At 63.5% G+C, this 25,274-nt stretch carries 25 protein-coding genes; 7 read left to right on the forward strand and 18 right to left on the reverse strand.

The window, feature by feature from the left end; genetic code table 11:
• Positions 1–129: 129 nt before the first annotated feature.
• From dedD to ACK3CV_RS17660, 8 genes are all read right to left on the reverse strand, one after another.
• Positions 130–867 (reverse strand): cell division protein DedD, encoded by a 738-nt coding sequence (dedD, locus tag ACK3CV_RS17625; RefSeq protein WP_033648058.1) that lies wholly within the window; start codon positions 865–867, stop codon positions 130–132.
• Positions 868–2,133 carry a bifunctional tetrahydrofolate synthase/dihydrofolate synthase gene (gene folC / locus ACK3CV_RS17630; protein ID WP_164040033.1) on the reverse strand — a complete coding sequence of 422 codons (1,266 nt, stop codon included), beginning with the start codon at positions 2,131–2,133 and terminating at the stop codon, positions 868–870.
• Positions 2,134–2,324: 191 nt separating this feature from the next.
• Positions 2,325–3,233: an acetyl-CoA carboxylase, carboxyltransferase subunit beta gene (gene accD, locus ACK3CV_RS17635; protein ID WP_025303691.1), complete on the reverse strand. Its 909-nt coding sequence runs from the start codon at positions 3,231–3,233 to the stop codon at positions 2,325–2,327.
• A gap of 232 nt (positions 3,234–3,465) precedes the next feature.
• The gene (locus ACK3CV_RS17640) at positions 3,466–4,128 is read right to left on the reverse strand and encodes a DedA family protein (RefSeq protein ID WP_019453745.1); all 663 of its coding nucleotides are present in this window, start codon (positions 4,126–4,128) and stop codon (positions 3,466–3,468) included.
• Between the two features lie 78 nt (positions 4,129–4,206).
• Positions 4,207–5,028: a tRNA pseudouridine(38-40) synthase TruA gene (gene truA, locus ACK3CV_RS17645; RefSeq protein WP_033635351.1), complete on the reverse strand. Its 822-nt coding sequence runs from the start codon at positions 5,026–5,028 to the stop codon at positions 4,207–4,209.
• Positions 5,028–6,038, reverse strand: coding sequence for an aspartate-semialdehyde dehydrogenase (locus ACK3CV_RS17650; protein ID WP_033635352.1), 1,011 nt, complete (start codon positions 6,036–6,038; stop codon positions 5,028–5,030). Before ACK3CV_RS17650 ends, truA begins: the two co-directional genes overlap by 1 nt.
• 110 nt (positions 6,039–6,148) lie before the next feature.
• Positions 6,149–7,270: a 4-phosphoerythronate dehydrogenase PdxB gene (gene pdxB / locus ACK3CV_RS17655; protein ID WP_043147765.1), complete on the reverse strand. Its 1,122-nt coding sequence runs from the start codon at positions 7,268–7,270 to the stop codon at positions 6,149–6,151.
• 53 nt (positions 7,271–7,323) lie between these two features.
• Entirely contained in the window at positions 7,324–8,097 is a 774-nt protein-coding gene (locus ACK3CV_RS17660; RefSeq protein WP_164040031.1) for an AraC family transcriptional regulator, read from the reverse strand.
• 117 nt (positions 8,098–8,214) lie between these two features.
• Here ACK3CV_RS17660 and ACK3CV_RS17665 point away from each other — a divergent pair, with 117 nt between their 5' ends.
• Positions 8,215–9,135, forward strand: coding sequence for a DMT family transporter (locus tag ACK3CV_RS17665; protein WP_164040029.1), 921 nt, complete (start codon positions 8,215–8,217; stop codon positions 9,133–9,135).
• Here the strand turns inward: ACK3CV_RS17665 and ACK3CV_RS17670 are convergent.
• The 3 genes from ACK3CV_RS17670 to ACK3CV_RS17680 form a co-directional block, all read right to left on the reverse strand.
• Positions 9,132–10,550, reverse strand: a complete 1,419-nt coding sequence (locus ACK3CV_RS17670) for a sensor histidine kinase (protein ID WP_033635356.1) — start codon at positions 10,548–10,550, stop codon at positions 9,132–9,134. The genes ACK3CV_RS17665 and ACK3CV_RS17670 overlap by 4 nt on opposite strands.
• Positions 10,537–11,211, reverse strand: coding sequence for a transcriptional regulator TctD (gene tctD / locus ACK3CV_RS17675; RefSeq protein ID WP_033635357.1), 675 nt, complete (start codon positions 11,209–11,211; stop codon positions 10,537–10,539). The genes ACK3CV_RS17670 and tctD overlap by 14 nt, the downstream gene beginning before the upstream one ends.
• 167 nt (positions 11,212–11,378) lie before the next feature.
• The gene (locus ACK3CV_RS17680) at positions 11,379–11,624 is read right to left on the reverse strand and encodes a hypothetical protein (protein ID WP_223307145.1); all 246 of its coding nucleotides are present in this window, start codon (positions 11,622–11,624) and stop codon (positions 11,379–11,381) included.
• Positions 11,625–11,984: 360 nt separating this feature from the next.
• Between ACK3CV_RS17680 and ACK3CV_RS17685 the strand changes: the two genes are divergently transcribed.
• Genes ACK3CV_RS17685 through ACK3CV_RS17695 form a run of 3 tightly spaced genes read left to right on the forward strand, consistent with a single transcriptional unit; the run spans position 11,985 to position 14,941 of the window.
• The gene (locus ACK3CV_RS17685) at positions 11,985–12,965 is read left to right on the forward strand and encodes a Bug family tripartite tricarboxylate transporter substrate binding protein (protein WP_033635359.1); all 981 of its coding nucleotides are present in this window, start codon (positions 11,985–11,987) and stop codon (positions 12,963–12,965) included.
• Positions 12,966–12,980: 15 nt separating this feature from the next.
• The gene (locus tag ACK3CV_RS17690; protein WP_033635360.1) at positions 12,981–13,412 is read left to right on the forward strand and encodes a tripartite tricarboxylate transporter TctB family protein; all 432 of its coding nucleotides are present in this window, start codon (positions 12,981–12,983) and stop codon (positions 13,410–13,412) included.
• An 11-nt stretch (positions 13,413–13,423) separates the two neighbouring features.
• Complete coding sequence (locus tag ACK3CV_RS17695; protein ID WP_033635361.1) at positions 13,424–14,941, forward strand: tripartite tricarboxylate transporter permease; 1,518 nt, start codon at positions 13,424–13,426, stop codon at positions 14,939–14,941.
• A 34-nt stretch (positions 14,942–14,975) separates the two neighbouring features.
• Here ACK3CV_RS17695 and ACK3CV_RS17700 read toward each other — a convergent pair whose 3' ends face one another.
• Both ACK3CV_RS17700 and ACK3CV_RS17705 read right to left on the reverse strand, forming a co-directional pair.
• The gene (locus ACK3CV_RS17700) at positions 14,976–15,605 is read right to left on the reverse strand and encodes a CatB-related O-acetyltransferase (protein WP_164141671.1); all 630 of its coding nucleotides are present in this window, start codon (positions 15,603–15,605) and stop codon (positions 14,976–14,978) included.
• 155 nt (positions 15,606–15,760) lie between these two features.
• Positions 15,761–16,756 (reverse strand): DMT family transporter, encoded by a 996-nt coding sequence (locus ACK3CV_RS17705; protein WP_033635364.1) that lies wholly within the window; start codon positions 16,754–16,756, stop codon positions 15,761–15,763.
• A 171-nt stretch (positions 16,757–16,927) separates the two neighbouring features.
• On the opposite strand from ACK3CV_RS17705, the gene pdxR (ACK3CV_RS17710) reads away from it, so the two are divergent.
• On the forward strand, positions 16,928–18,394 hold the full coding sequence (pdxR, locus tag ACK3CV_RS17710) for a MocR-like pyridoxine biosynthesis transcription factor PdxR (protein WP_033635366.1): 1,467 nt from the start codon (positions 16,928–16,930) through the stop codon (positions 18,392–18,394).
• Here the strand turns inward: pdxR (ACK3CV_RS17710) and ACK3CV_RS17715 are convergent.
• Genes ACK3CV_RS17715 through ACK3CV_RS17730 form a run of 4 tightly spaced genes read right to left on the reverse strand, consistent with a single transcriptional unit; the run spans position 18,391 to position 22,045 of the window.
• A complete protein-coding gene (locus ACK3CV_RS17715) occupies positions 18,391–18,891 on the reverse strand; it encodes a protein disulfide oxidoreductase (protein ID WP_033635368.1) in 501 nt (166 codons plus the stop codon). The genes pdxR (ACK3CV_RS17710) and ACK3CV_RS17715 overlap by 4 nt on opposite strands.
• A complete protein-coding gene (locus ACK3CV_RS17720; protein ID WP_033648072.1) occupies positions 18,884–19,600 on the reverse strand; it encodes a DsbA family protein in 717 nt (238 codons plus the stop codon). The genes ACK3CV_RS17715 and ACK3CV_RS17720 overlap by 8 nt, the downstream gene beginning before the upstream one ends.
• Complete coding sequence (locus ACK3CV_RS17725) at positions 19,597–21,633, reverse strand: protein-disulfide reductase DsbD family protein (RefSeq protein WP_164141669.1); 2,037 nt, start codon at positions 21,631–21,633, stop codon at positions 19,597–19,599. Before ACK3CV_RS17725 ends, ACK3CV_RS17720 begins: the two co-directional genes overlap by 4 nt.
• Positions 21,634–21,682: 49 nt before the next feature.
• Positions 21,683–22,045, reverse strand: coding sequence for a hypothetical protein (locus ACK3CV_RS17730; RefSeq protein WP_033635372.1), 363 nt, complete (start codon positions 22,043–22,045; stop codon positions 21,683–21,685).
• A 205-nt stretch (positions 22,046–22,250) separates the two neighbouring features.
• On the opposite strand from ACK3CV_RS17730, the gene flk reads away from it, so the two are divergent.
• The gene (gene flk, locus ACK3CV_RS17735) at positions 22,251–23,279 is read left to right on the forward strand and encodes a flagella biosynthesis regulator Flk (protein WP_164141667.1); all 1,029 of its coding nucleotides are present in this window, start codon (positions 22,251–22,253) and stop codon (positions 23,277–23,279) included.
• 4 nt (positions 23,280–23,283) lie between these two features.
• Here the strand turns inward: flk and ACK3CV_RS17740 are convergent, their stop codons facing one another.
• Positions 23,284–23,739 carry a rhodanese-like domain-containing protein gene (locus tag ACK3CV_RS17740; protein ID WP_164141665.1) on the reverse strand — a complete coding sequence of 152 codons (456 nt, stop codon included), beginning with the start codon at positions 23,737–23,739 and terminating at the stop codon, positions 23,284–23,286.
• 93 nt (positions 23,740–23,832) lie between these two features.
• Between ACK3CV_RS17740 and pdxR (ACK3CV_RS17745) the strand changes: the two genes are divergently transcribed.
• A complete protein-coding gene (pdxR, locus tag ACK3CV_RS17745) occupies positions 23,833–25,266 on the forward strand; it encodes a MocR-like pyridoxine biosynthesis transcription factor PdxR (RefSeq protein ID WP_164141663.1) in 1,434 nt (477 codons plus the stop codon).
• Positions 25,267–25,274: the final 8 nt, after the last annotated feature.

The raw sequence follows: 25,274 nt of genomic DNA on the forward strand, positions 1-25,274 counted from the left end.
GCGGCGATCAAAAAATTCCCAATCGCCGCGCCTACATAGGTGATTTCGCCTGTAAAAGGCGCGGTTTTTCTCGCTTTCTCTCCACCACTCCTTCATTCAGGGGCGCATCGTGCTGCGCCCCTGCGGGGTTTAACGGCCGTACGGCTTCACCTGCCCGCTCAGCCCGCTGATCGAGTTCAGCGACGGCAACGCCGCCTGCAGCTTCTGCCTGGAGGCGTCCGGGCCGACGTAGATGCGGGTTATCTGCCCCTGCACCGGCGTTGACGGCACGGTAAAGGCGCGGTAGCCCGAGAGGCGCAGCGAGGCGACAATCTCGTTCGCCTTGGCGGCGTTTTTCAGCGCCCCGAGCTGCACGACGTAGGCTTGCCCGGCCGGCGCTTTTTCTTCCGCCGGTTTCGGCTGCGGCGCCGGCTCAGGTTTCGGCGTCGGCTCCGGCTTCGGCACCGGCTTCACTTCCACCGGCTTCGGTTGCGGTGCCGGTTTCGGTTTCACTTCCACCGGTTTGGTTTCCACCGGTTTCGGCTTGGGCTGCGGCACCGGCTGAGGACGCGTCTCGACCGGCGGCGGCGCCACCTGCGTCGGCTGCTGAGCGCTCTGCCGCACCGCCTGTTGCGCCGCCGCTTCATTGGCCGCCTGCTGCTCGACCAGCGCGCCCGCCCCTTCCGGCGGCTGCGCCGGCAGCGGTTGCGTCACCGGCGGCAGCACGTCGTTCTCTTCGACATCGCCCGGTTTCGGCACCAACGGAATGGCCGCAAATTCATCCTCGTAATGCTTCTTTTTGCCGTCCAGCAACCCTGGCAGGATGATCACCCCCAGCGCCACCAGAATCACGGTTCCAACCAGTCGGTTCTGAAATTTACTCGCCACTCACACTCCCCGCATCTCGTCTAACGCCGCCATCACCTGCGCCACGGTGTGGAACGATCCACAGACGATCACAATATCCTGTTTATCAGCATCCTGCATAGCCTGCCGCCAGGCAGTTTCGACATCATTAAAGCGGCGCGGTTCCTTCAGATGTTGCGCCAGCTGTTCGACGCTGGCGCCGCGCGGCCCGTCCAGCGGCGCGCAGTACCATTTATCCACCTGCTCGCTCAGGCAGGCCAGCGTGCCGGCGATATCCTTGTCCGACAGCATGCCCACCACCGCGCGCACCTTGCCGCCGTCGCGCGGCAGTTTGGCCAGACGCCCGGCCAGATAGCCGGCGGCGTGCGGGTTGTGCGCCACGTCGAGGATCAGCGTCGGCTCCCGCCGCACGATCTGGAAACGCCCCGGCAGCGTCGCCTGCTGCAGCCCGGTGAAGATCGCGCGTTCGTCGATTTCCAGCGGGGAGCAGTTCAGCGCCGCCAGCGCGGTAGCGGCGTTGGCCAGCGGCACGTTCGGCGTCGGCAGATCGGTCAGCAGCGTGTCGCCGCCCTGCCACTGCCAGCGATCGCCCTGCTCGCTGAAGCTCCAGGCTTCGCCGCGGCGATACAGCGGCGCGCCCAGCGTTTCGGCAACCTGACGAATGCTCTCCGGCATGTCGGGTTCGCCCACCACCGCCGGCTTGCCGCTGCGGAAAATGCCGGCCTTCTCGCGGCCGATGCTTTCGCGATCGTTGCCCAGCCAGTCGGTGTGATCGAGCGCGATGCTGGTAATCACCGCCACGCTCGGATCGACGATGTTGGTGGCGTCGAGACGCCCGCCCAGGCCCACTTCCAAGATCACCACGTCGAGCCGCGCCTGTTTGAACAGCTGCAGCGCCGACAGGGTGCCGAATTCGAAATAGGTCAGCGACGTTTCGCCGCGGCCGGCCTCAATGGCGGCGAACGAGCGGCTGTGCTCCGCTTCGCTCAGCTCTTCCCCCTGAATGCGCACGCGTTCGGTATAGCGCACCAGATGCGGCGAACTGTAGACGCCGACGCGCAGGCCGGCGGCCAGCAGAATGGCTTCGAGGGTGCGACAGGTGGTGCCTTTGCCGTTGGTGCCGGCAACGGTGAACACCGTGGGGGCGGGGGTCAGTAAATCCAGATGCGCCGCGACGCGCTGTACGCGCTCAAGGCCGAGTTCGATCGCCTGGCTGTGCAGACGTTCCAGATAATAAAGCCACGAGCTCAATGGCGACGTGGCTTGGGGAATTTGGTGGTTTTGCATGAGTCCCATCACTGAACTTGGGTTCATTAATCCATCAGGGCACCACCCTCACCGCGGTAAAGGCGATGCGCTTCGTGACTGCCGCCAGCCTGCAAACCGCAGCGAGATAGGCCACGGCCGGCAGGGAACGGGCATCAGCCGTCACTTAGCCACAAAGTGGCGGCTGAATCCGGGCGGGATCTGTCTTTGCCTCAGGCGTCGGCCTGCGGCTCCGGCTCAATGACCGGCGCGGCCTCATCGAAATGCGGCTGCGGCTGGTTGGTCAGCTTGGACAGAATGCTCGCCAACGTTTGGCGCATTTCCGGACGGCGAACGATCATGTCGATCGCGCCTTTTTCGATCAGGAACTCGCTGCGCTGGAAGCCCGGTGGCAGTTTCTCGCGCACGGTCTGCTCGATGACGCGCGGGCCGGCAAAGCCGATCAGCGCTTTCGGCTCGGCGATGTTGATGTCGCCCAGCATCGCCAGGCTGGCGGAAACGCCGCCCATGGTCGGGTCGGTCAGCACGGAGATATACGGCAAGCCGCGCTCCTGCATCTTGGCCAACGCCGCGCTGGTTTTCGCCATCTGCATCAGCGACATCAGCGCTTCCTGCATGCGCGCGCCGCCGCTGGCGGAGAAGCACACCAGCGGACAGTTGTCCTCCAGCGCCTGCTCAACCGCACGCACGAAACGCGCGCCGACCACGGAAGACATCGAGCCGCCGATGAAGGCGAATTCGAAGGAGGCGGCGACGATCGGCATGCCGTACAGCGTGCCCTTCATCACCACCAGCGCGTCTTTCTCGCCGGTCGCTTTCTGTGCGGCGACCAGACGATCTTTATAGCGCTTGGAATCCTTGAATTTCAGAACGTCCTTCGGCTCCAGATCGCTGCCCAGCTCCACTTCGCTGCCTTCGTCCAGCAGGGTATGCAGGCGCGCGCGCGCGCCCATACGCATGTGGTGGTCGCACTTCGGACACACTTCCAGATTACGCTCCAGCTCGGCGCGGTAGAGGACCTGGCCGCAGCTGTCGCATTTGGTCCAGACCCCTTCAGGAATGCTCGCCTTACGGGTTTGTGTGATATTGCTCTTGTTAAGAATTCGTTCAATCCAGCTCATCGATGACCTTTCTGTTTGAACCTGGCACACGCCAGTCCGCTGTTCATGCTTTAACAATCCCCCTGAAAACACCCCAATGAAAAAATGCCCGTTCGCGGCGCGGCAAGCGCGGCGACTGAGGCATCGGCTTCAGGGTTGTTCGCAGGAACAGACCATAATGTCGCTCATTAAACCATATCGGCCCGACGCTGTGGACAAAAAACTGGTCGAACCGACAGGTTAAGCGATGTTTTTACTGTTTTTGCTGGCGGGCGGCCGCGCGCTTGTGGCGCCAAATTTCAATCACGCCCGGCAGAATAGAAACGATGATGATCCCGACGATCAACAGTTTCAGGTTCTCCTGCACCACCGGCAGATCGCCGAACAGGTAGCCAGCATAAGTGAAGAGCAGCACCCAAACCAGTGCGCCAATCACGTTGTAGGCGGCGAAGTGGCGATAGGACATATGCCCCATACCGGCGACGAACGGCGCAAAAGTACGCACGATCGGCACAAATCGCGCCAGAATAATCGTTTTCCCACCGTGCTTCTCATAGAACTGGTGCGTCTTGTCCAGGTAGCTGCGGCGGAAAATTTTCGAATTCGGGTTGCTGAACAGCTTCTCGCCGAACAACCGCCCGATAGTGTAGTTCACCGCATCGCCGAGGATCGCCGCCACCACCATCAACGCCACCATGGTGTGCACGTTCAGATCGTTGGTCGGCAACGCCGCCAGCGCGCCGGCGACAAACAGCAAAGAATCCCCCGGCAGGAACGGCGTCACCACCAGACCGGTTTCGCAAAACAGGATCAGGAACAGAATAGCGTAGACCCACATGCCGTATTGTGCGACCAGTTCGGCCAGGTGCACATCAATATGCAGAATGAAATCAATAATAAACTTGATGATGTCCATAAATTCTCTCATTGATACCGGGTGTTTCAATCACCCGGCAGAAGCACAAGGGAGCGACGCGTTCAGGCGTGCCGGCGTTTAATCGTCGGGCAAAAACAGCGGCCCCATCGGCGGCCGCGGTAGACCAAAGTGGTCGGGATAATCCACGGCAACCAGATACAGCCCCTCGGCTCGCGCCGTCGCCGCCGCCAGATTGCGATCCTTCAGCGCCAGCAGCTCGGCCATCCAGTTCTCATCCTGATTGCCGCAGCCGATCTCCATCAGGCTGCCGACGATGTTGCGAACCATGTGATGCACAAAGGCATTCGCCTTGATATCTACCACAATATATTCGCCGTAGCGCGTAACCTTAACGTGTTTTACGCAGCGCCACGGAGTGCGCGACTGGCACTGCACCGCGCGAAACGAAGTGAAGTCGTTCTCGCCCAGCAGCGCCTGCGCCGCCCGGTGCATGCGATCGGCGTCCAGCGGGTGATAAAAGTGCGTCACCCCCTGTTGCAGCACCGCCGGCCGGTAGCGATGGTTGAAAATAATATAACGGTAGCGGCGCGCGGTGGCGCTGAAGCGCGCGTGAAAATCGTCGGCGACGGGGCTCACCCAGCGCACCGCGATGTCCGGCGGCAGATGGGTGTTCACCCCCATCGTCCAAGCGGCGTCCTTGCGGCGCGCGGTGGTTTCGAAATGCACCACCTGCCCGGTGGCGTGCACTCCGGCGTCGGTGCGCCCGGCGCACAGCACGCTAATCGGCGCATCCGCCACCTTGCTCAACGCCTGCTCCAGGCGTTGCTGCACGCTGGCCACTTCTTGCTGCCGCTGCCAGCCGTAGTACCGGCTGCCGTCATATTCGATGCCCAGCGCAATTTTCAGCGTCGGCTGAGCGGGCGAGACCACCTCAGACATCAGTACATCTGCTCCTGCACCAGACGCTCGGCGGTTTCGACAGCCATCAACGCGCCGCCGAAGCGCACGTTGTCCGCCACCGTCCAGAACTGCAGCAGCTCGGGGATGCCGTAATCGTTACGCAGACAACCGATGCTGAGCGCATCGCTGCCGGAGGCGTCGGTGACCTGAGTCGGGTAATCGTCCTCTTCGCTCAGCTGAATGTCCTCGACCTCTTCCAGCTCGCTGCGCGCCTCTTCGGCGGACAGCGGGCGCAGCGCTTCCAGGTGCACCACCTGCGCGTGGCCGTAAAACACCGGCGACTGAACGCAGCTCACCGAAATCGGCAGCCCTTCATCCTGCAGCACCTTGCGCACCTGATCGACGATCAGGCGTTCTTCGCGCACGCTGCCCTGCTCGTCGGCAATCAGCGGCAACAGGTTGAACGCCAGCTGCTTGCCGAAAACGCCTTCCTCCGCCGGGATGCCGTTCAGCAGGCGTGCGCTCTGGCCGGCCAAGTCGTCCACCGCCGCCTTGCCGCGCGACGATACCGACATCAGCGTGGTGACGTGCAGACGCGACAGCCCCGCCTGTTCGGTCAGCGGCTTGATCGCCGTCAGCAGTTGGCTGACCATGCTGTCGGCCACCGCCACAATATTGCGGTTGCGGTAATCCGCCAGCACCTGCGGGTTGACGCCCGGCACCACCAGCGGCACATCCGGCTCCATGGCGAACAGGCCGCTGGTGTCGATCACCAGGCAGCCCATGTTGCCGGCTTCTTCGGCATAGCGCGCGGAAGCGTCGCTGCCGGCGACGAAGAAGGCCAACTGCGCCTGCGACCAGTCGAACTCTTCGGCGTTTTGCACCAAAAGAGACTTGCCGTTGAAGCGCACATTGGCGCCCGCGCTGCGTTCGCTTGCCAGAGGATAGAGCTCACCCACCGGGAACTGGCGGTCCTGCAACAATTCCAGCAACGCTTCACCTACCGCGCCAGTGGCGCCGAGCAGCGCGATATTCCAGCCGTCAGACATCGGGTTTTCTCCAGAGTATTTCATTCATAAAAGCAGACGGGCAGTGCAGCCACCGCCCGATAATCTTTGCCGCTCACTGTAGCGGCGTTGGCTTAAGACAACCTTACGCGCTATGCCACGCTGAAGCCCAGCTTGCCGAGCAACTCGGCGCTGGCGCTGTCATCGCATTGCACGGCCAGCGAAGACCACTCGCGGCGCTCCTGGTAGTGCTTGCGCAGGCGATCGAATTCGCCCGGTTGCCCGGCGACTTTGCGCAGCGGCGCATCATCGCGGCGCACATCATACACCAAGTGCATCAATCGTTTTAACCGCGCTTCATCCAGCGGCCCGTTGAGGCGGATCTGGCTGAACTCCGGCACCGGCAGCAGCGAGGCCAGCGCCACCTGCTGCGGCTGCCCCAAATGGCGGCTGAACGCCTCGAACACCTGGGTGGTGCCGCGCGCCTTGCCTTCCAGCGTATACCCGGCGATGTGCGCGGTGCCGATATCCACCCGCGCCAGCAGCGGCAAGGAGAGATCCGGCTCCGGTTCCCACACGTCCAGCACCGTGCTCAGCTTTTTGCCTTTTTCCAGCGCCTGCAGCAGCGCGGCGTTGTCCACCACCGGCCCGCGGCAGGCGTTGATCAGAATGCGGTTGTCAGGCAGCGCCGCCAACAGCTCGGCGTCCGCCAGATGCAGCGAATGGTATGGGCCGGATTTATTCAGCGGCGTATGGAAGGTCAGCACGTCGGCCTCGGCCACCAGCTTCTCCAACGGCCAGAATTCCCCGGCGTCACCGCGATCGGCGCGCGGCGGATCGCACAGCAGCGTGCGCACGCCCAGCGCCTTGAGGCGCGCGTCCAGGCGCGAACCGACGTTGCCCACGCCGACGATGCCGACGGTTTTATCCCGCAGGTGGAAGCCGTCGCGCTCGGCCAGCAGCATCAAGGCTGAGAACACATACTCAACCACCGCGATGGCGTTGCAGCCCGGCGCGGCGGAAAAGCCGATGCCCTGCCGTTGCAGCCAGGCGTCATCGACGTGATCGGTGCCGGCGGTGGCGGTGCCGACAAAGCCGATGCGGCTGCCGGCCAGCAAGGCTTCATTGACCTTGGTGACCGAACGCACCATCAGCGCATCGGCATCCGCCAGCGCCTCGCGCGGGATCGGGCGGCCCGGCACCGCCTGCACGTCGCCCAGGCGGCTGAACAGCTCGGCCGCGTACGGCATATTTTCATCAACCAGAATTTTCACTGCGTTCTCCGACGGTTTACGGCTATTTGTCTGCGAAATAGTGTGCCACTGAATCATGCACGGCGAAAGCGCTCAGGGGTGGTGCCGGCGATCTGCTGGAACATGACGATAAAGGCCGACGCGGAGCTGTAGCCGACGTCCAGCGCCACCTCCTGCACCGTCTTGCCCTGCTCGAGCAGCGACACGGCGTGCAGGAAACGCAGACGCTGGCGCCATTCGCTGAACGACATGCCCAGATCCTGCTGGCAGCGGCGCGACAGCGTACGCTCGGTGGTGTAGACCCGAGCCGCCCACGCCGCCAGCGAGGTGTTGTCCGCCGGGCAATGCTCCAACGCTTCCAGCACCGGCGCCAAAAACTTGTCGTCCGACGACGGCAGATAGGTTTGCTGGCGCGGCGACAGACGCAGCTGGTCGATCAGCACCTGGCACAGGCGCAAATCCTCCTCCGCCTGCGGAATGTACTGTTTGCGCGCATAGAAATCCTCGGCGATGGCGCGGAAGATTGGCGTCACGCTCACCAGGCAGGGATCGGCGGGCATGCCGGCGCACAGTGCCGGCGTGATGTCCACCATGCGGCACTGCGCCAGCCGTTGGTTGTAACAGGAGTGTTCGATGCCCGCCGGCGCCCACAGCACGAACTCCGGCGGCGCCAGAAAGCGCTGCCCGCCGATGCGCAGCACCATCACCCCGGCTTTAACCCACATCAACTGGCCCCAGGTGTGGCTGTGCGGCTGGAATTCGGTGCGCGCATTGAACTCCTCGCAGCGGAACTGCACCGGGTTGGGTGCCGGGATCAGCGACTCGGGGAAATGGCGGATTTCTGGCATGGTTTCGTCCCGTGATTTGTCTTGTTTACGCCAATTTTTGTCTGGATATCGCTATATATGATAAACCGGACACGCGTAGACTAGCCAGCATGTTGGACGTTATTGAGAATAATTATCATGAATATGCTCTTCCCGCTGTTGGCCGTGCTGATTTGGTCGATTAACGCCGTCGTCAGCAAACTCTCCGCCACCGCCATCGATCCGGCGGCCATTTCGCTCTACCGTTGGCTGCTGGCGCTGATTGCCCTGACGCCGTTCGTGCTGCCGGGCGTGCTGCGCAACTGGGCGCAGGTGCGCGCCAACTGGTGGAAGCTGATGATCCTCGGCCTGCTGGGCATGGTGCTGTATCAAAGCCTGGCCTATTACGCGGCGCACAGCGTCAGCGCGCTGTTTATGGGCATCATCGTGTCGCTGATCCCGCTGCTGACCATCCTGATCAGCATCGTGCTGCTGCGCATTGCCCCGACCGTCGGCGTGCTGCTCGGCAGCATACTCTCCTTCGGTGGTTTGATCTGGCTGGTCAGCGGCGGCCAGCCCGGCGTGCTGCTGCAGCACGGTATCGGCAAGGGGGAATTGATGATGCTGATCGCCACCGCCTCTTACGCGCTGTATGGCGTGTTGACCAAACGCTGGGCCATCGCGCTGCCGAACTGGCAATCGCTCTACGTGCAGATCCTGTTCGGTGTGCTGCTGCTGCTGCCTAATTTCCTGATGGCGCAGGATGTCGGCTTGAACGGCCATAACCTGCCGCTGGTGCTGTTCGCCGGCATTCCGGCTTCGATCATCGCCCCGTTCCTGTGGATCCAGGGCGTGATGCGCCTGGGCGCCAACACCGCCTCGATCTTCATGAACCTGGCGCCGGTGTTTACCGCCGCTATTGCCGTGCTGTTCCTGCATGAGCAGCTGCACGGTTACCACCTGATCGGCGGCGGCATCACCCTGCTGGGCGTTATCCTGTCGCAGCGGCTGCGCACGCCGCTGACGCGTAAAGCCAAAGCCCCGGCGGCCAACGTCGAGTCCTGCAAAGAACAGGCTTAAGGCAGCAGCCTGAAGCGCACCCGCACCAACAGGCCGCCCAGCGCGGCGGAGCTCAGCAGCTCCGGGCGGGTGCCGTGATAGGCGGTGATGTCCTTCACCAGCGCCAGCCCCAGGCCGGCGCCCGGCTGATCGCCCACGTTGTCCAGCCGGTGAAACGGCTGCAGCGCCAGCGCCTTATCCTGCAAGGCGATGCCGGGGCCGCTGTCTTCAATCTCCAGCACGCCTTCCCCCGCCGCCTTATCCTGAGTGAGGCGGGCGGTCACTATCCCCTGACGCGGCGTGTATTTCAGCGCATTGTCCAGCAGATTGGCGCACAGTTCGGCCAACAGCAGCGGCTCCCCCGCCACCTGACACGCCGCCTCGCCTTCGAAACCCAGATCGATCTGTTTGCTGCGCGCCTGCGGCAAGCGGGAAAAGCAGGCGTCGCGCAGCACCTGCGCCAAATTGACCGGCTGCAGTTGGCGCTCGGCCTGGTGCTCGCTGGCTTTCAGGCGTGAGAGGTGCAGCAGGCGATCGGTCAGCGCCACGGTATTATCCAGCGTCGCGCTCATCGCCTGCAGGCTTTCACGCCACTGCTGTGGCCGATCGCTGGCCAGCGCCACCCCGACCTGAGTCTTCAACACCGCCAGCGGCGTGCGCAGCTGGTGGGAGGCGTCGGCGCTGAAACGTTCCTGACGCGCCACCATCAGCCGCAGCCGTTCGATGTAACGATTGAACGCCACCAGCAGCGGCTGCATCTCCGACCACGGCAATACCCGCGGCAAGGGCGTCAGCTCGCCCGGATCGCGCCGCAGCATGATGCCGGAGAGTTTACGCATCGGTTTCAACACCCGCTTGAGCAGCGCGAACGCCAGGATGAGGGTCAACACCACCACCGTGCCCTGGCTCAACAGCGCCGCGATCATCATCTGCCGCGCCAGGTAACGGCGCGACTCCAGGGTTTCCGCCACCAAAATGGTCGCCATGCCGCTCACCCCCGACTCGTTGACCGGTTGAAACAGCGCCGCCACGCGGATCGGCCGGCCGAGGTATTCCGCATCGTAAAAATGCACCAGCGCCGGGTAGAGCGTGGAGCGCGGGATATGGGGCGGCAAAGGCGGCAAATCGTCATAGCCCGAAATGCTTTTCCCCTGCGGCGAAATCACCTCGTAATACAGCTGATCGTTCATGTTGCGCTCGAAGCTGTCGAGCACCACATAGGGCACATCGACCGCCAGCTTGCCTTCGCGCACCACCAGCCGCTCCGCCACGGTGCGCGCCGACGCCAGCAGCGTGCGATCGTAAGCCAGGGTGGCGGCGCTCATGGCGCTGAAATAGTGGGTGTAGATAGAGATGCCGCCCAACGCCAGCAGCGGCAGGCCAAAAAACAGCAGCAGTTGATAGAACAGCGAACGCGGCGCGTTAAACCACCGCATTGCACAGCTCCAGGCTGTAGCCCAGGCCGCGCAGCGTGACGATCGCCACGTCGCTGCCCTGCAGCTTTTTCCGCAGGCGGTGTACGTAAAGCTCGATGCTCTCCGGGTTGGCTTCGTCGGACAGCGTGAACACCTGTTCGAACAGCTGTTGCTTGGCCACCGGGCGGCCACGCCGGTGCATCAGCGCAGTCAGCACCGCCAGTTCGCGCGGCGTCAGCGCCAGCGGCTTGCCCTGCAGCAGAAAATAGCCTTCGTCGTGATAGGTCAACGCCCCGTACTGCAACGCCGGCTGCGGGGCGCCGACGCTGCGGCGCAGCAGCGCCCGGATGCGCGCTTCCAGCTCGTCCAGTTCGAACGGCTTGGTGAGGTAATCGTCCGCCCCCAGATTCAGGCCTTTCACCCGGTCGGCCACGTCGGTGCGCGCCGTCAGCAGCAGCACCGGCAGATCCTGCCCGCGCTTGCGCAGGCGCGCCAGCAAATCCAGGCCGTTCATACGCGGCAGCGCCACATCCAGCACCGCGAGCGCATAGCGTTCGTTGAGCAGCAGGTGATCCGCCGCCACGCCGTCCGGGGCGACGTCAACGGCAAAGCCGGCGCCGGTCAGCGCCTTTTGCAACCAGTGAGACAGCTCGGGGTGATCTTCAACCAATAACAGTCGCATGTTCCCATTCCATTGATTTACCTGAACAACCTGGCGCCGACACGGCGCCTGTTAACAGGCCGATAACAGAGAATGGCATGGAAAATAAGGGGATAAAAGAGCGCCGCGCCGCCAGTTTTGGGAGCTGGCACACAATTATGCGTATGGGGCGCGATCGCAGGGCGGAGTCAGATCAGCGGAATGGGGCTATCGGCAACGGCGATGTCCAGCACCGGGCGCAGTTTGTCGGCGGTAAACGGTGAAGAAACCAGCACGGAGCGGTTGTTGACGGCAAACACCAGATCGATGCCGGTCACGCAGGCGGTCATCTGGCAAGCATATTTTTCACCGTCGGCGTTGACGAAATGCAGCTCAAAAACGCCAACGTCGGCACGCAGTCGCTTTAAACGGCACTGCCCGGTTTTTCCCGTCATTTCAGCGTAAACCTCAGGCAACCGTTTAATCGCACCTACTTTGGCGCTGTCCCTGCCACCAAACAATTTCCCTAACGAAAACATATCACTGCGTCTCTATTCATTTCACCGATCGTGATTTTATCGCGAAAGCAGAACGGCAAACCTGATATTACGCAGGATTTTGCCCGGTTTTGCGCCCTGTTCTTGCCTGCTTTTCTATGGTAGCGCATCCGTTATTCGCCGGCGACAAGAGACCCTAATCACAGACTGGAAACTTTTCCGGCCACTGAAAGGTAAATGAAAGGTTGTTGTTTTAACAATCCTGCAACCGCACCCGGCGGGATTTCACAATCAGAACAATACCGAGGGCAAGTCACAATGAAAAAAATAATGACCCGTACCTTTACCGCCGCCGCCCTGCTGCTGGCAGCCAATCAGGCCTTTGCCGTGGAAGCGCCCAAACGCACCGAATGCATCGCGCCGGCCAAGCCCGGCGGCGGCTTCGATCTGACCTGCAAGCTGATTCAGGTGTCGCTGCAGGACACCAAGGCCATCGATAAACCGATGCGCGTCACCTATATGCCCGGCGGCGTCGGCGCGGTGGCCTACAACGCCATCGTCGCGCAGCGCCCGGCGGAGTTCGGCACCGTGGTGGCCTTCTCCGGCGGTTCGCTGCTCAATCTGGCCCAGGGCAAGTTCGGCCGCTACAACGTGGACGACGTGAAATGGCTGGCGGCGGTCGGTACCGACTACGGCATGATCGCGGTGCGCGCCGACTCGCCTTACAAAACCCTGAAAGACCTGATGGACGCCTTCCAAAAAGATCCCAACAGCGTGGTATTCGGCGCCGGCGCCTCCATCGGCAGCCAGGACTGGATGAAAACCGCGCTGCTGGCGCGCGAAGTCGGCGTGGATCCGCGCAAGATGCGCTACGTGGCGTTCGAAGGCGGCGGCGAGCCGGTCACCGCGCTGCTCGGCAACCATATCCAGGCGGTCTCCGGTGATCTGAGCGAGATGGTGCCTTACCTGCAGGGCGACAAGATCCGCGTCCTGGCGGTGTATGCCGAGCAACGTTTGCCGGGCCAGCTGGCCGACATTCCGACCGCCAAAGAACAGGGATACAGCCTGGTGTGGCCGATTATTCGCGGCTTCTACGTCGGGCCGAAAGTCAGCGATGAAGAGTATCAGTGGTGGATCGACACCTTCCAGAAAATGATGGCGACCGACGAATTCAAGCAGCAGCGCGATCTGCGCGGCCTGTTCGAATTCAACATGACCGGCAAAGAGCTGGACGCCTACGTGAAGAATCAGGTTGCCCAATACCGTGAGCAGGCGAAAGTGTTCGGCCTGGCCAAATAACCGCAGGGGAAAACCATGAGCGATCGTATTTTTGCCGGCTTTTGGCTGCTGCTGTGTATCGGCGGGCTGTTCATCGGCTGGGGCATCCAAAGCGAATACAGCTATGAACCGCTGGGGCCGCGCCCGTTCCCGCTGGCGATCCTCAGCCTGATGGCGCTGTGCTCGGCCCTGTTGTTGCTGCGCCGCCCGCAGGCGGTGGAGTGGCCGCACAACAAGGTGCTGCAGCGGCTGCTGGTGCTGGTGATCACCCTGGTGCTGTATGCCTGGGGCTTTGAATGGCTGGGCTTCCCGCTGGCGACCGCGCTGCTGACGTTCAGCATCGGCCTGCTGTTTCAGGCCAGCCTGCCGGCGGCGGCGATCTCCGGCGTCGTCATGGGCGCAGTGCTGTATTACGCCTTTGACCGCCTTCTTGATGTCACACTGCCGCTCGGCGCCTGGCTGAGCTAACGGGAGCGATGATGGATACCTGGATGTATTTGACCCAAGGGTTCGAAGTGGCGCTGGTGCCGCAGAACCTGATTATCGCCCTGATCGGCTGCTTCGTCGGCACCATCGTCGGCCTGCTGCCGGGCCTCGGGCCGATCAACGGCGTGGCGATCCTGCTGCCGCTGGCGTTTGCCCTCAAGCTGCCGGCCGAATCGGCGCTGATCCTGCTGGCGACGGTGTATATCGGCTGCGAGTACGGCGGGCGCATCTCGTCGATTCTGCTCAACGTGCCGGGCGACGCGGCGGCGATCATGACCGCGCTGGACGGCTACCCGATGGCGCAGCAGGGGCGCGCCGGCGTGGCGCTGTCCATCTCGGCGGTCAGCTCGTTCGTTGGCTCGATGATCGCCATCGGCGGCATCATCCTGTTCGCGCCGCTGCTGGCCCGCTGGTCGCTGGCCTTCGGCCCGGCGGAGTATTTCGCCCTGATGGTGTTCGCCATCGCCTGCCTCGGCAGCATGATGAGCCAGAACCCGCTGAAATCGCTGCTGGCGGCGCTGATCGGCCTGGGGCTGGCGACGGTGGGCGTCGACGCCAACACCGGCGTTTACCGCTTTACCTTCGACAGCGTGCACCTCTCTGACGGCGTGCAGTTTATCGTGGTGGTGATCGGCCTGTTCTCGGTCAGCGAAATCCTGCTGATGCTGGAAAGCACCAGCGCCGGACAAAAGCTGGTGCGTAAAACCGGCCGGTTGCTGTTCAACCGCAAAGAGGCGGCGCAGTGCGCAGGCCCTACCCTGCGCTCGTCGGTGATCGGCTTCTTCGTCGGCATTCTGCCGGGCGCCGGCGCCACTATCGCCAGCGCGCTGACCTACATGACCGAGAAGAAAATCAGCGGCAACGGCGACACCTTCGGCAAGGGCGACATCCGCGGCGTAGCGGCGCCGGAAGCGGCCAACAACGCCTCGGCCTGCGGTTCGTTCATTCCGATGCTGACGCTGGGGGTGCCGGGTTCCGGCACCACGGCGGTGATGATGGGCGCGCTGACGCTGTACAACATCACCCCCGGCCCGGCGATGTTCACCGAACAGCCGGATATCGTCTGGGGGCTGATCGCGGCGCTGCTGATCGCCAACGTCATCCTGCTGATCATGAACCTGCCGCTGGTCGGCCTGTTCACCCGCATGCTGACCATCCCGCTGTGGTTCCTGGTGCCGGCGATCGCCGCGGTTTCGGCGGTGGGGGTTTATGCGGTGCACAGCACCACCTTCGACCTGCTGCTGATGGTCGGGTTGGGCGTGTTCGGCTACATCCTGCGGAAAATGCACTTCCCGATGTCACCGCTGATTCTGGGCTTCGTGCTGGGCGAGATGCTGGAGCAAAATCTGCGTCGCGCGCTGTCGATCAGCAACGGCGAGTTCGGCATCCTGTGGAGCAGCAGCATCGCGCAAACGCTGCTGGTGCTGGCGGTCGCGGTACTGGCGCTGCCGCCGCTGCTGCGCCTGATGCGCAAACGCCGCCAATCGGCGATCGAGGCCAAGGCCGAGTAACGCGAAACGGGCGGGTAATCCCCGCCCGTTGTGTTTAACGGCGCAAGGCCGCAATTCCCCTTTCCAACGCATCGATATCGTCATCGGCGAGCAGGGGCTGAATCCCCGCAAAGTCCGCCTCCGACAAGTCATAGAGGCGCAAGGCAAGCAACCGTGCGATGACCTCCGGCGCGAACCGCCAACGGATAAACCGCGCGGGGTTACCGCCGACGATGGCATAAGGCTCAACATCGCCGGCCACCACGCTGCCGGCGGCGACGATCGCCCCCTGGCCTATCGAGACTCCCGGCATCAGCATCGCCCGCATGCCGATCCAGCAACCGTCGCCCAGCCGGGTATCGCCTTTGGGGCGGTACGCCTGTTTGATGGTTGCCATAAACGGATACAGGCTCAGCCAATCGATGCGATGGGTATGGTTTCCGCCCATCAGGATCACCGCTTCGGCCGCGATGCACACGTAATCGCCGATCAGCAGGCGGTCTATTTCGCCCAGCGGCTGCCATTGCCGGCTGACCGCGTCGCCGTGCAGATAGCGCACTACCGAACGTTCGAAGCCGTTATCCCAGCAGTCGCTGTAGTAGCTGTGGGTGCCTTTGACGATAATATTCGGGTTGGTCACCGTCTGATGCAGCAGCTCGGTGTTGGACCAGTGTTTTTCGGACATGGCGTATTCTCTGGTTACGGGAATAAAAGCCACGGAACGGAATGTCTGTGGCCGTGTTGTCGTTCACTCAACACGGCCATTCAAGCGATAAGCGCTCGTTTCAATCTCGGGTTATTCATCTTACGGCCTCTCTTGCGAGGCGTAATGGTAGCCGATCACGCCTCGGCGGTCTTGCTTTTCAACAGCAGCACCCCGCCCATCACCAGCGCGCTGCCCAGCAGCTGCAGCTGATTCATGCTCTCCCCCAGCAGGAAATAGGCGATCACCGCGGTGAACACCAGCTCCAGCGACAGGATCAGGTTGGCCACCGCCAGCGGCAGCGTTTTCAGGCTGATATTGTACAGCCCGAAGCCCAGCAGCGTCGGCCCGGCGGCCAGCGCCAGCAGCAACAGCCAGCCGCTCCACTGAATGCCCTGCGCACCGTGCGACAGGAACCACAGAGAGCCGGCCATGCCGTGGAACGCCGCCAGCGGGAACGCCGTCAGCGCCGCGTTGAACACCAGCTGGTACAGCGCCGAAAAACCGAACACGTACAGGATGGTGTTCCACACCGGATAGCCGCGTTCGCTGGCCACCCGCCCGCCGAGGGTATACAGGGTATAGCCGATGCCCGACAACATCCCCACCAGCAGCCCCAGCAGATCGAAGTGGCTGTTCCCCATACTGTCGCCGTTGCTTACCAGGAAGCAGCCGCCCAGGCTGATGGCGATCACCAGCAATTGGCGCAGCGTCAGGCGTTCGCTGTACATCACCCAGCCGAGGAACACGGTAAAACCCACCGAACAGTAGGTCAGAATGGTCGCCACCGATGCGCCGTTCAGCGCCACCGACAGCGTCCACAGGCTGTTGAACAGCGCCAGCAACAGCCCGTAAAGCGCGTAGAATGCCACCTGTTTACGGCGCAGGCGCGCCCACTGCGGTTTCACCAGCAACAGCAGCGGCAACAGCACCAGCGCCACCAGCGCCGCACGCCAGAACGCCAGCACGAAGGTCGGCAGGTGATAGTACTCGGTCAGCGCGCGGATGATGATGGCGGTAAAGGCCAGCAGCATGGCGCTGATAATGGCGATGACGTAACCCTGGTGGCTGCCCTGAAAGAGACGCGCGCCGGGCAGCGCCGGCCGGGCGGAAACGCCTGACGGTAATGACATGAGATCCTCGGAGAAATGGCGACGTAAATGCTCAGGCGGACAGTGTAACGCGGCCATTTTTTCTCACTATAGCCACTTTACGGCGTTGTCATGCAGGCCACTTTTCTGCGCTTGAAGCCCTGTTGACATGGGGTATAGTAAAATCTCTTCCGATAACCGGGCCAATTTCCCATGCACATCCCGTTGGATCGCGAGCAGGACGTTCCGCTCTATTTACAGATCGAAGAAGCGCTGCGGCGCGCCATCCTCACCGGCGTGTTCGTCGATGGCGACAAACTGCCCTCGACGCGCACGCTGGCGGCCGAACTGGCGGTCAGCCGTTTAACGGTGGATAACGCCTACGCCGAACTGGCGGCCAAGGGCTTTTTGCATCAGCGGCGCGGCAGCGGCGCCTATGTCGCACACCCGCAAGCGCAGGCGCGCCCGGCCCGGCCGAGCAGCGATGCCCCTTTCCCGCTGGAGAGCTTCACCACCCTCACCTCGCGGCTGGACGGCTACGCCGACGCCCCGCTGCCGGAGGGGCTGGTCAACTTCGCCGCCGGCGTCGGCAGCCCTAAGGTGTTTCCGCTGGAGGCGTTTCGCAAAGTGCTGCTGTCGGTGCTCAGCCGCCACGCGGAAGAGGCCTTCAGCTACGGTGAATACTGCGGCTACTACCCGCTGCGCGATACGCTGAGCCGCATTCTCAGCGCGCAGGGCATCCCCACGCAGGCGGAACAGGTGCTGATCACCAACGGCTCGCAGCACGCCATCAGCCTGGTGGTGCAAAGCCTGCTGGCGCCGGGCGATACGGCGATCGTCGAAGAGCCGACCTACGCCGAAGCGCTGGGCCTGCTGCGCCAGCACCGCGTCAATATCGTCACCGTGCCCGGCGACCGCCACGGCATGCGGGTGGATTTGCTGCCGGAGCTGCTGGAACGCCACCGCCCCAAATTGATCTACACCATCCCCAACTTCCACAACCCGACCGGCCGCTGCCTGAGCGAGGCGCGGCGGCGGCGCCTGCTGACTGTCGCTCAACAGGCCGGCGTGGTGATCCTGGAAGACGACTTCGTCGGCGATCTGCGCTATCAGGGCAAACAACTGCCGTCGCTGCGCGCGCTGGCGCAGCCGGGCGCGGTGATCTACGTCAGCACCTTCTCCAAAATGCTGCTGCCCAGCATGCGCATCGGCTATCTGGTGGCGGACAGCGAACACTATCAGCGTTTCGCCAGGCTGAAACACGTCGACAGCTTCACCAGTTCCAGCCTGATCCAGCGGGCGCTGGACGCTTTCGTCACCGTCGGCCGTTACGACAAGCAGCTGCGGCGCGCCGGGCGCGTCTACCGCCACCATCTGGAGGTGATGATTGACGCCTTGCAACGGCGGCTGCCGCCGGGGTGCCGCTTTGAAACGCCGCAGGGAGGCTTGTTTATCTGGCTGACGCTGCCGGCGGCGGTGACCACCGCCGAGCTGATGCCGGTCGCCTGGCGATACGGCGTGACCTTCGCGCGCGGCGAATGCTTTTATGCGCAGGAACATTTGGGCGCGCACGGCCTGCGGCTGAATTTCGCCGCCAACTCGCCGCCGCAGATTGAAGAAGGTATCGCCCGGCTATGCCGGGCGATTGAGGAGGTGATAACGGAGAAAAACGCCGGTTAGACGGCGGCCCACCACAGCCGTAGCTTCATCCCCCAGTAGCTGGTCCAACCGGTGGTGGTCTGCACCACCTTGCCCTGCGAGACCACCACGAAGGTCGGCGTCACGCCAATCTGCCACTGCGCCGAGAGCGTACCGGCCGGATCGTTGACCACCGGCAGCGCCAGCCGTTTGCGCGCCAGCCATTGTTTCACCTGGGTATCGTCGCCCGAGCGCAGCGCGACGGTCAGCACGTTGCCGCCCGCCGCCTGCAAACGGGCGACGTCCGGCGTGGTGAAACGGCAGACGCCGCACCAGCTGGCCCAGAAGTAAACCAGCAGCGGCCGCTCATGGCTGAGCTGCGCCAACGACACACTCTCGCCATCCAGCGTGGTCAGGGTCTGGGCATCGAAGGCCGGCGGCGCCTGCGGCGCGTTCAGCCAATCCATCACCGTCACCACCGCCAGCGCGATCAGCGCCAGCAGCAGCAACTCGCGCCCCCAGCGCTTGAGCTTAGCCATTGTTGGCCTTCGCCAGCTGCTGTTTCACCATCGCTTCCAGCTCTTCATAGGATACCGCCCCCGGCAGCATCCGATCGCCGATCAGCGTCGCCGGCGTCCCCTGCACGCCCAGTTGCTCCGCCAATTCCATGTTGGTGCGCAGCGTGGTCATGCTCTGTTCGCTGGGCGCCACCGCCTTGACGCCGGTTTTCTCTTGCGCGGCGGCGATGCTGGCGTTGTCGTGGAAGCCCTTTTTCGCCATCAGCCGCTGGTGCAGGGCCCAGAATTGATCCGGGTGCTGTTGCCAGGTGGTGAGCGCCACGCGCGCCGAACTGACCGAGCTTTCGCCCTTGAACGGCAGCAGTTTCACCACCAGCGCCACGTCCGGGTATTGCTTGACGATCTTCTCCAGCATCGGATCGAAACGCTTGCAGTACGGGCAGTTATAGTCGGTAAAGGTCACCAGCGTCAGTTTGGGGTTGGCGGCGCCGAGGCGCGGGCTAGCCGGATCCTGATACAGCGTTTTGGCGTTCTGCTTGATAGCTTGGCTGATTTGCTGGCCGGCGGTTTGCTGCTGCCAGGCGTCCACCGCCTGCGCCAGAATGTCCGGGTTAGACACCAACGTTTCGCGGATCATCTCTTTGATACGCGCCTCTTGTGCCGGAGTGAAAGGCTCGGCGGCCCACACCGGGGCGGCGATGATCATCAGTAAAATCAGTAGCTTTTTCATTGTTCGGTTCCTTTGGCATGGGAAAGGGTTTGCAGCACGGCGTCACGGGTCAACAGCGGGGATAACACCTCGCCCTCCGGGCTGCCGGGGCCATAGATTTGGTTGAAAGGCACGGCGACGCTGCCGCGCTTTTGCAGGAAGGCGCTGATGTCGGCCGACGGGCGGCTCCAGTCGCCGCGCAGCGCGACCACGTCGTCGGCGCTCAACGCGCGCTGCACGTCATCGCGCAACAGCACATTGAATTTGTTGGCTTTACAGGTCACGCACCAGTCGGCGGTCACGTCGACGAACACCCGCTTATGCTGGGCCAGCGCTTCGGTAATCGCCTGTTCGCTCAGCGGTTGCCACTGCACCCGATCCTGCAACGGCTGGCGCCACAGGCCGGCGGTCAGCGATCCGGCCAGCAAGGCCACGCCCGCCAGCACCAACGTGCCCGCCGCCAGCTTGGCCGCCAACCGTGCGCCCTGTTGACGCCACACCGCCAGCAGCAACGCCAGCAGCGCCAACGCCCCCAGCCACAGCGTGGCCTGCACGCCGATATGGTTGCTCAGCAGGCTCAGCAGCCACAGCGACGACGCCAGCATCAGCAGCCCCATCGCCAGCTTGACGGTATTCATCCAGCGGCCGGGGCGCGGCAAGCGCAGCGCCAGCGACGGCCAGGCGGCGATCAGCAGCCACGGCAGGCTCATGCCGATGCCGAGCGCGATGAACATGCCCCACAGCACCGGCAGCGACGCCGCCAGCGCGAAGGCCACCGCCGTGCCGAGAAACGGCGCCGAGCACGGCGTCGCCAACAGCGTGGCGAACGCGCCCTGCCAGAAATGGCCGCTCAGCCCCTGCCCGTTATGGGTGGCCAGTGACGTATTCAGATCGGACGAGAGGCGCAGGTGGAACAGGCCAAACAGGTTGGCGCTGAACAGCAGCGTCACCAGCACCATAAAGCCGATAAACCACGGATTCTGGAACTGAATGCCCCAGCCGAGCGCATGGTTGCCGAGCCGCAGCAGCGTCATCAACAGGGCCAGCGCCATAAACGAGGCGACGATACCCAGCGACGACGCCAGGAACTGCAAGCGTACGCTGCGCCGATCGCGATGCTCCACCTGCAGGATGGAGCCGAGCTTGATGCCCAGCACCGGCAGCACGCACGGCATCAGGTTGAGGATCAACCCGCCCGCCAGCGCCATCAATACCGCCTGCCACAGCGGGAACGCCGCACCGACGGGCGCGGCCAGCGGATCGCCAATCGGCAGCGTAATCTGCTGCGCCATGCCGCCGTCGTCGATCACCAGCGTCAGCGTTTTGCCGCGCAGATCCGGCGCCGCATCGCCCCAACCGTCGCTGACCGGCACCCGCGCCAACAGTTGAGCGCCGGCAGTCTCGACTTGAGGTTTACCGAGATCGGCATCCGCCAGCGTATCGAAGAACAGCGCGGGCTGCTGCCAGCCGGCGGCGCGTTCGGCGGCAATCTGCAGCTCGCCGTTGCGGTAACCGGCCTTGACGCTCTCCGCCACCCCGGCGGCGATCGGCACCTGCCCCATCGCCTGCGCGAAGTCGTGGTTAAACTGCGGATCGTTCGGCGTCGTCAGATCCAGACTGAACGGGTAGTCGGTCAGAATGCAGACGTTGCTGCAGGTGGACAGCGTCAGGGTGCCCGCCAGCGGGCCGGATACCGGGCCTGACATCACGATCGGCAGCGTGACCCGATCGTGATAGCCCTGGGTGGAAATGCCGGCCACTTCGAAACGCTGCGGCGTCGGCCAGTGCCAGGTCGCCGGCGGCGGGTTGCCCTGCCAGACGATAGCCGGCGCGATGCCGCCTTCGCCAGGGGAACGCCAGTAGGTTTTCCAGCCCTTTTGCAGCTCGACCGACAGCAGCAGGCGGGTCTCCCCCGGCTGTGACGTGTCGGCGCGCAGCCGCACCTTGGCATGATCGTTGGCCGGATTTTGCAGCCAGCCGCTGTCCGCCGCCTGCAAGGCAGGTAGCCACAGCATAAACAGGCAAGCGCAGGCCAGCCTGATAATTTTCAACATGTTAATTCTCCATAAATGATTAAATCACCGCGAAAAACGGGCGATTAACTCATTCACGGAAGACGCATAATCGAAGGTGCACCCTGAGGGTGGGGGGTGAAATGGCGCGGGGAGGAGGAATGCGCAGGCGCGCGGCGATAGTCGGCGCCAACAGCGCCAGCAGCAGACCCAGCCCGAACAGCACGGTTTCGAACATCACCGGCGGCGCGGCCAGCAATGACTTGGCGCTCAGCTCACAGGGCGTCGGCTGCGCTTCGGCGGCGGTATCACCGGACTGAACGGCAGTGGCCGCCGGGATCCCCAGCGTTTGCTGCAGCGCATGCAGGCCCGCCATGCGCTGGGTCATGCACGTCAGCACCACCAGGCAAGCCAGGCATAAAAACCATTTTGCAATCCGCTGCCGTTTAACCATGCCATCCTCACGTTCGGGTCTGGGGCTATCTTAGCGGCGCGGGCGCGATTAGCAACGTTTTGTCGGTAAAGAAATGTCTGAGCGGCGGTATTGATGGCGGCGATTTACAGGTATCATAGTGGGTAAGCCTGCGCTTTTCGCCGGGTACGATGATGATTCTCTCCTCCAGGCATTCTGCGGGGATACACAGCGAAGGACTGGTGATATGCAACCTTTGAGTGGGCCGGGCACCCCAATCGCCGGCGAACGCCCTCCCTCACCGGGCAAAACGGCGGCCACTGACGATCAACCCCTCTCTCCGGCGCAGCGCACGACGCTGGAAAAGCTGATCGTGAAAATCATGACGCTCAGCCCGGCAAAGCCAGCGGAGATCTGGGCGACTCTGCGTCACGATCTCGGCGCCGATAACGGCGGTGAACTGCTGGCGCGTCATTTTCAACCGGCGGAACAGCTGCTGCAAACGCGCCTGACGCAGGCGCAGCAAAACCATGCCGGGCGCCAGCTGTTGCAACAGCTGGCCGAATTGCTGCCGCAGGGCAACAACCGCCAGGCGGTCAGCGACTTTATTCGCCAGCAGTTCGGCCACACGGTACTGAGCCAGCTGAGCCCACCGCAGCTGCAGCAGGTGCTGAATCTGTTGCAGACCGGCGGCCTGGCCATTCCCCAGCCGCAGCAAACCGCCACCAGCGATCGCCCGCTGCTGCCCGCAGAGCATCAAAGCCTGCAGCAGCAGGTCACCAAACTCAGCGCCGCCACCGGCGAAGCGCCGGCTAAAATCTGGCAAACACTGTTTGATCTGGCGGGTGTGAAAACCAACGATCCGCTGCCGGCGCGCCACTTCCAGCTGTTAAACCAATTCTTGCAAGTAAAGGTGGCCCTCAGCCCGCAGAGCGCGCCGACGCTGAACAATTTGCTGGCGGCACTCAAGCAGCCGGCAGACGAGCAAGAGCTGCAGCAGATGAACGACTACTGCCAGACGCGCTTCAACTGCGGCGCCAATGCGCCGCTGACGCATCCGCAGATGAGCGACGCCATTCATCAGCTGTTTGCCCGCCGCCTGGAGAAGGCCGGCCAGGCGCAGCCGATCGTCAGCCAGCCCGTCGAGCTGCAGCCGCTGCTCAACCCGCTGATCGCCGCCCTGCCGCTGCCGCTGCAAAAAGCACTCAGCAAGCCTGCCGTGGCACTGATCCTGCTGCTGGTGGCGCTGGCGATCGTACTGGCGCTGGTGTTTTAACGCCTCAGGCGCAGCCGCAGTCCTCAGCAGCCGCCCGATCGCGCAGCGATCCCGGCTGTTCGCCGATGGCCAACGGATGGCCGTCGCGCAGCCAGAAATCCAGCCCGCCGATCAGCTCCTTCACCCTGAATCCCAGCTTCGCCAGCTTGTAGGCGCCTTTGGTGGAACCGTTGCAGCCGATGCCGTCGCAGTAGGTCACATACACTTTTTCGCGATCCAGCTGCGCCGTGCCGGCTTCATCCATCAGGCGATGCGGCAAGCTGATCGCCCCGGGGATATGCCCGGCGGCGTACAGCGCCTCTGCGCGGGTGTCGATCACCACTATCCCGTCCACGCCGTTGCGCAGATCTTCCGCCACGTCCCAGGCATCCGCATAGCGGCTCAGCTTGGCCACCAGGTAAGCCAGGCTCTCTTCCGGCACCGCCGGTGGAAAAGCCAGCACCAATGATTCTTTCGACATACCACTCACTCCCGTGCATCAAGACAGATGACAATAGTGCCTCATTTTGGTCTTATGATTGATACCCATTTCCAATAAATCATAAGGCCAATTATGCGGCACTCGCTGGTCACGCTGTTTCAGCAATCGCCCCACACCGCCGGCACGCTGCGCGATCGCCTGTGCGGCGCACTGCGGCAGGCCATCCATCAAGGGGCATTGAACGTTGGGCAACGCCTGCCTTCCAGCCGGGTGCTGGCCAGCGATCTGAGCCTCTCGCGAGTGACCGTCGAAGCGGCCTACGGTCAGTTGGAGGCGGAGGGATATCTGCAGCGCCGCGTCGGCCAGGGCTCCTTTGTGGCGATTACCATCGCCAAATCGCCGCCGCCGGCAAGCGGCTCCGGCATGCCGCGCCTTTCACAGCGCGGCCAACAGATCGTGAAAACCGGCGGCTGCCGCGATCCGCAGCAGCCACAGGCGTTCGCCGCCGGTTCACCGGACCTGCGCGCGTTTCCGCTGGCCTTGTGGAAGCAGCTGACAGCACAGCGCCTGCGGCTACAGGGAGAAAGCCTGCTGCGCTACGGCGACCCGCAGGGCTATTTACCGCTGCGTGAGGCGATTGCCGCCCACGTCAACCAAACGCGCGGCGTGATCTGCGATGCACGGCAGGTTATCGTGCTGACCAGTTCGCAGCAGGCGCTGCAGCTGATCGCCACGTTGCTGCTGGACAGCGGCGACAGCGTCTGGATGGAAGAGCCGGGTTACACCGGGGCAAGAAACGCCTTTATCAGCGCCGGCGCCGCCCTGACGCCGGTCGCGGTAGACGGCGACGGCCTGCGTGCTGAATCCTCCTTGCCGGACCCACGTTTGATTTATCTGACCCCCTCACACCAATACCCGACCGGCGCCGCGCTCAGCCTGGCGCGCCGATTGGCGTTGCTGGCGCTGGCAGAGCGGCAACAGGCCTGGATCATCGAGGACGATTACGACAGCGAGTTTCATTACGACGGCCTGCCGATACCGGCGATGCAGGGCCTGGATCGCCGTGGCCGGGTGCTGTACCTCGGCACCTTCTCCAAGTCGCTGTTCCCTTCACTGCGGTTGGCGTATCTGATCGCCCCGCCCGCGCTGGTTGAAGCGTTCGTCACCGCGCGTACGGTGTATGACGGCCACAGCGCGCAGCTGATGCAGGCGGTCACCGCCGAATTCATCCACCAGGGGCACTTCGCCGCGCATATCCGCTACATGCGCCAGCTCTACCGCAGCCGGCGCGATGTGTTGCTGGCGGAAGTACGCGAAAAACTCGGCCACTTCGCCACGCCCGCTCCCGCCACCGGCGGCCTGCAGCTCAGCGTCTGGCTGCCGCCCGGCCAGGAGGCGGCGCTCAGCCGACAGGCACGGCGGCTCGGCATCCTCACGCCCGGGCTGAAGGCGCAATACCAGACGGCGCAGCCGCAGCGCGACGGCTGGCTGCTGGGCTTTTCGGCCCTGACGCCGAGCGAGATCCGCAGCGCCGTCGAGCGGCTGGCACGGATCGCCGTGGCTTAGCGCGGCCC

This window comes from Serratia sp. TSO36 (assembly GCF_057808395.1).

What these genes read in the sequence shown, in the direction of transcription:
- folC (WP_164040033.1), bottom strand. Translation starts at nt 2,133, where the DNA reads ATGCAAAACCACCAAATTCCCCAAGCCACGTCGCCATTGAGCTCGTGG.
- accD (WP_025303691.1), bottom strand. Translation starts at nt 3,233, where the DNA reads ATGAGCTGGATTGAACGAATTCTTAACAAGAGCAATATCACACAAACC.
- ACK3CV_RS17640 (WP_019453745.1), bottom strand. Translation starts at nt 4,128, where the DNA reads ATGGACATCATCAAGTTTATTATTGATTTCATTCTGCATATTGATGTG.
- truA (WP_033635351.1), bottom strand. Translation starts at nt 5,028, where the DNA reads ATGTCTGAGGTGGTCTCGCCCGCTCAGCCGACGCTGAAAATTGCGCTG.
- ACK3CV_RS17650 (WP_033635352.1), bottom strand. Translation starts at nt 6,038, where the DNA reads ATGTCTGACGGCTGGAATATCGCGCTGCTCGGCGCCACTGGCGCGGTA.
- ACK3CV_RS17660 (WP_164040031.1), bottom strand. Translation starts at nt 8,097, where the DNA reads ATGCCAGAAATCCGCCATTTCCCCGAGTCGCTGATCCCGGCACCCAAC.
- ACK3CV_RS17665 (WP_164040029.1), top strand. Translation starts at nt 8,215, where the DNA reads ATGAATATGCTCTTCCCGCTGTTGGCCGTGCTGATTTGGTCGATTAAC.
- ACK3CV_RS17670 (WP_033635356.1), bottom strand. Translation starts at nt 10,550, where the DNA reads ATGCGGTGGTTTAACGCGCCGCGTTCGCTGTTCTATCAACTGCTGCTG.
- tctD (WP_033635357.1), bottom strand. Translation starts at nt 11,211, where the DNA reads ATGCGACTGTTATTGGTTGAAGATCACCCCGAGCTGTCTCACTGGTTG.
- ACK3CV_RS17680 (WP_223307145.1), bottom strand. Translation starts at nt 11,624, where the DNA reads ATGACGGGAAAAACCGGGCAGTGCCGTTTAAAGCGACTGCGTGCCGAC.
- ACK3CV_RS17685 (WP_033635359.1), top strand. Translation starts at nt 11,985, where the DNA reads ATGAAAAAAATAATGACCCGTACCTTTACCGCCGCCGCCCTGCTGCTG.
- ACK3CV_RS17690 (WP_033635360.1), top strand. Translation starts at nt 12,981, where the DNA reads ATGAGCGATCGTATTTTTGCCGGCTTTTGGCTGCTGCTGTGTATCGGC.
- ACK3CV_RS17695 (WP_033635361.1), top strand. Translation starts at nt 13,424, where the DNA reads ATGGATACCTGGATGTATTTGACCCAAGGGTTCGAAGTGGCGCTGGTG.
- ACK3CV_RS17700 (WP_164141671.1), bottom strand. Translation starts at nt 15,605, where the DNA reads ATGTCCGAAAAACACTGGTCCAACACCGAGCTGCTGCATCAGACGGTG.
- ACK3CV_RS17705 (WP_033635364.1), bottom strand. Translation starts at nt 16,756, where the DNA reads ATGTCATTACCGTCAGGCGTTTCCGCCCGGCCGGCGCTGCCCGGCGCG.
- pdxR (WP_033635366.1), top strand. Translation starts at nt 16,928, where the DNA reads ATGCACATCCCGTTGGATCGCGAGCAGGACGTTCCGCTCTATTTACAG.
- ACK3CV_RS17715 (WP_033635368.1), bottom strand. Translation starts at nt 18,891, where the DNA reads ATGGCTAAGCTCAAGCGCTGGGGGCGCGAGTTGCTGCTGCTGGCGCTG.
- ACK3CV_RS17720 (WP_033648072.1), bottom strand. Translation starts at nt 19,600, where the DNA reads ATGAAAAAGCTACTGATTTTACTGATGATCATCGCCGCCCCGGTGTGG.
- ACK3CV_RS17725 (WP_164141669.1), bottom strand. Translation starts at nt 21,633, where the DNA reads ATGTTGAAAATTATCAGGCTGGCCTGCGCTTGCCTGTTTATGCTGTGG.
- ACK3CV_RS17730 (WP_033635372.1), bottom strand. Translation starts at nt 22,045, where the DNA reads ATGGTTAAACGGCAGCGGATTGCAAAATGGTTTTTATGCCTGGCTTGC.
- flk (WP_164141667.1), top strand. Translation starts at nt 22,251, where the DNA reads ATGCAACCTTTGAGTGGGCCGGGCACCCCAATCGCCGGCGAACGCCCT.
- ACK3CV_RS17740 (WP_164141665.1), bottom strand. Translation starts at nt 23,739, where the DNA reads ATGTCGAAAGAATCATTGGTGCTGGCTTTTCCACCGGCGGTGCCGGAA.
- pdxR (WP_164141663.1), top strand. Translation starts at nt 23,833, where the DNA reads ATGCGGCACTCGCTGGTCACGCTGTTTCAGCAATCGCCCCACACCGCC.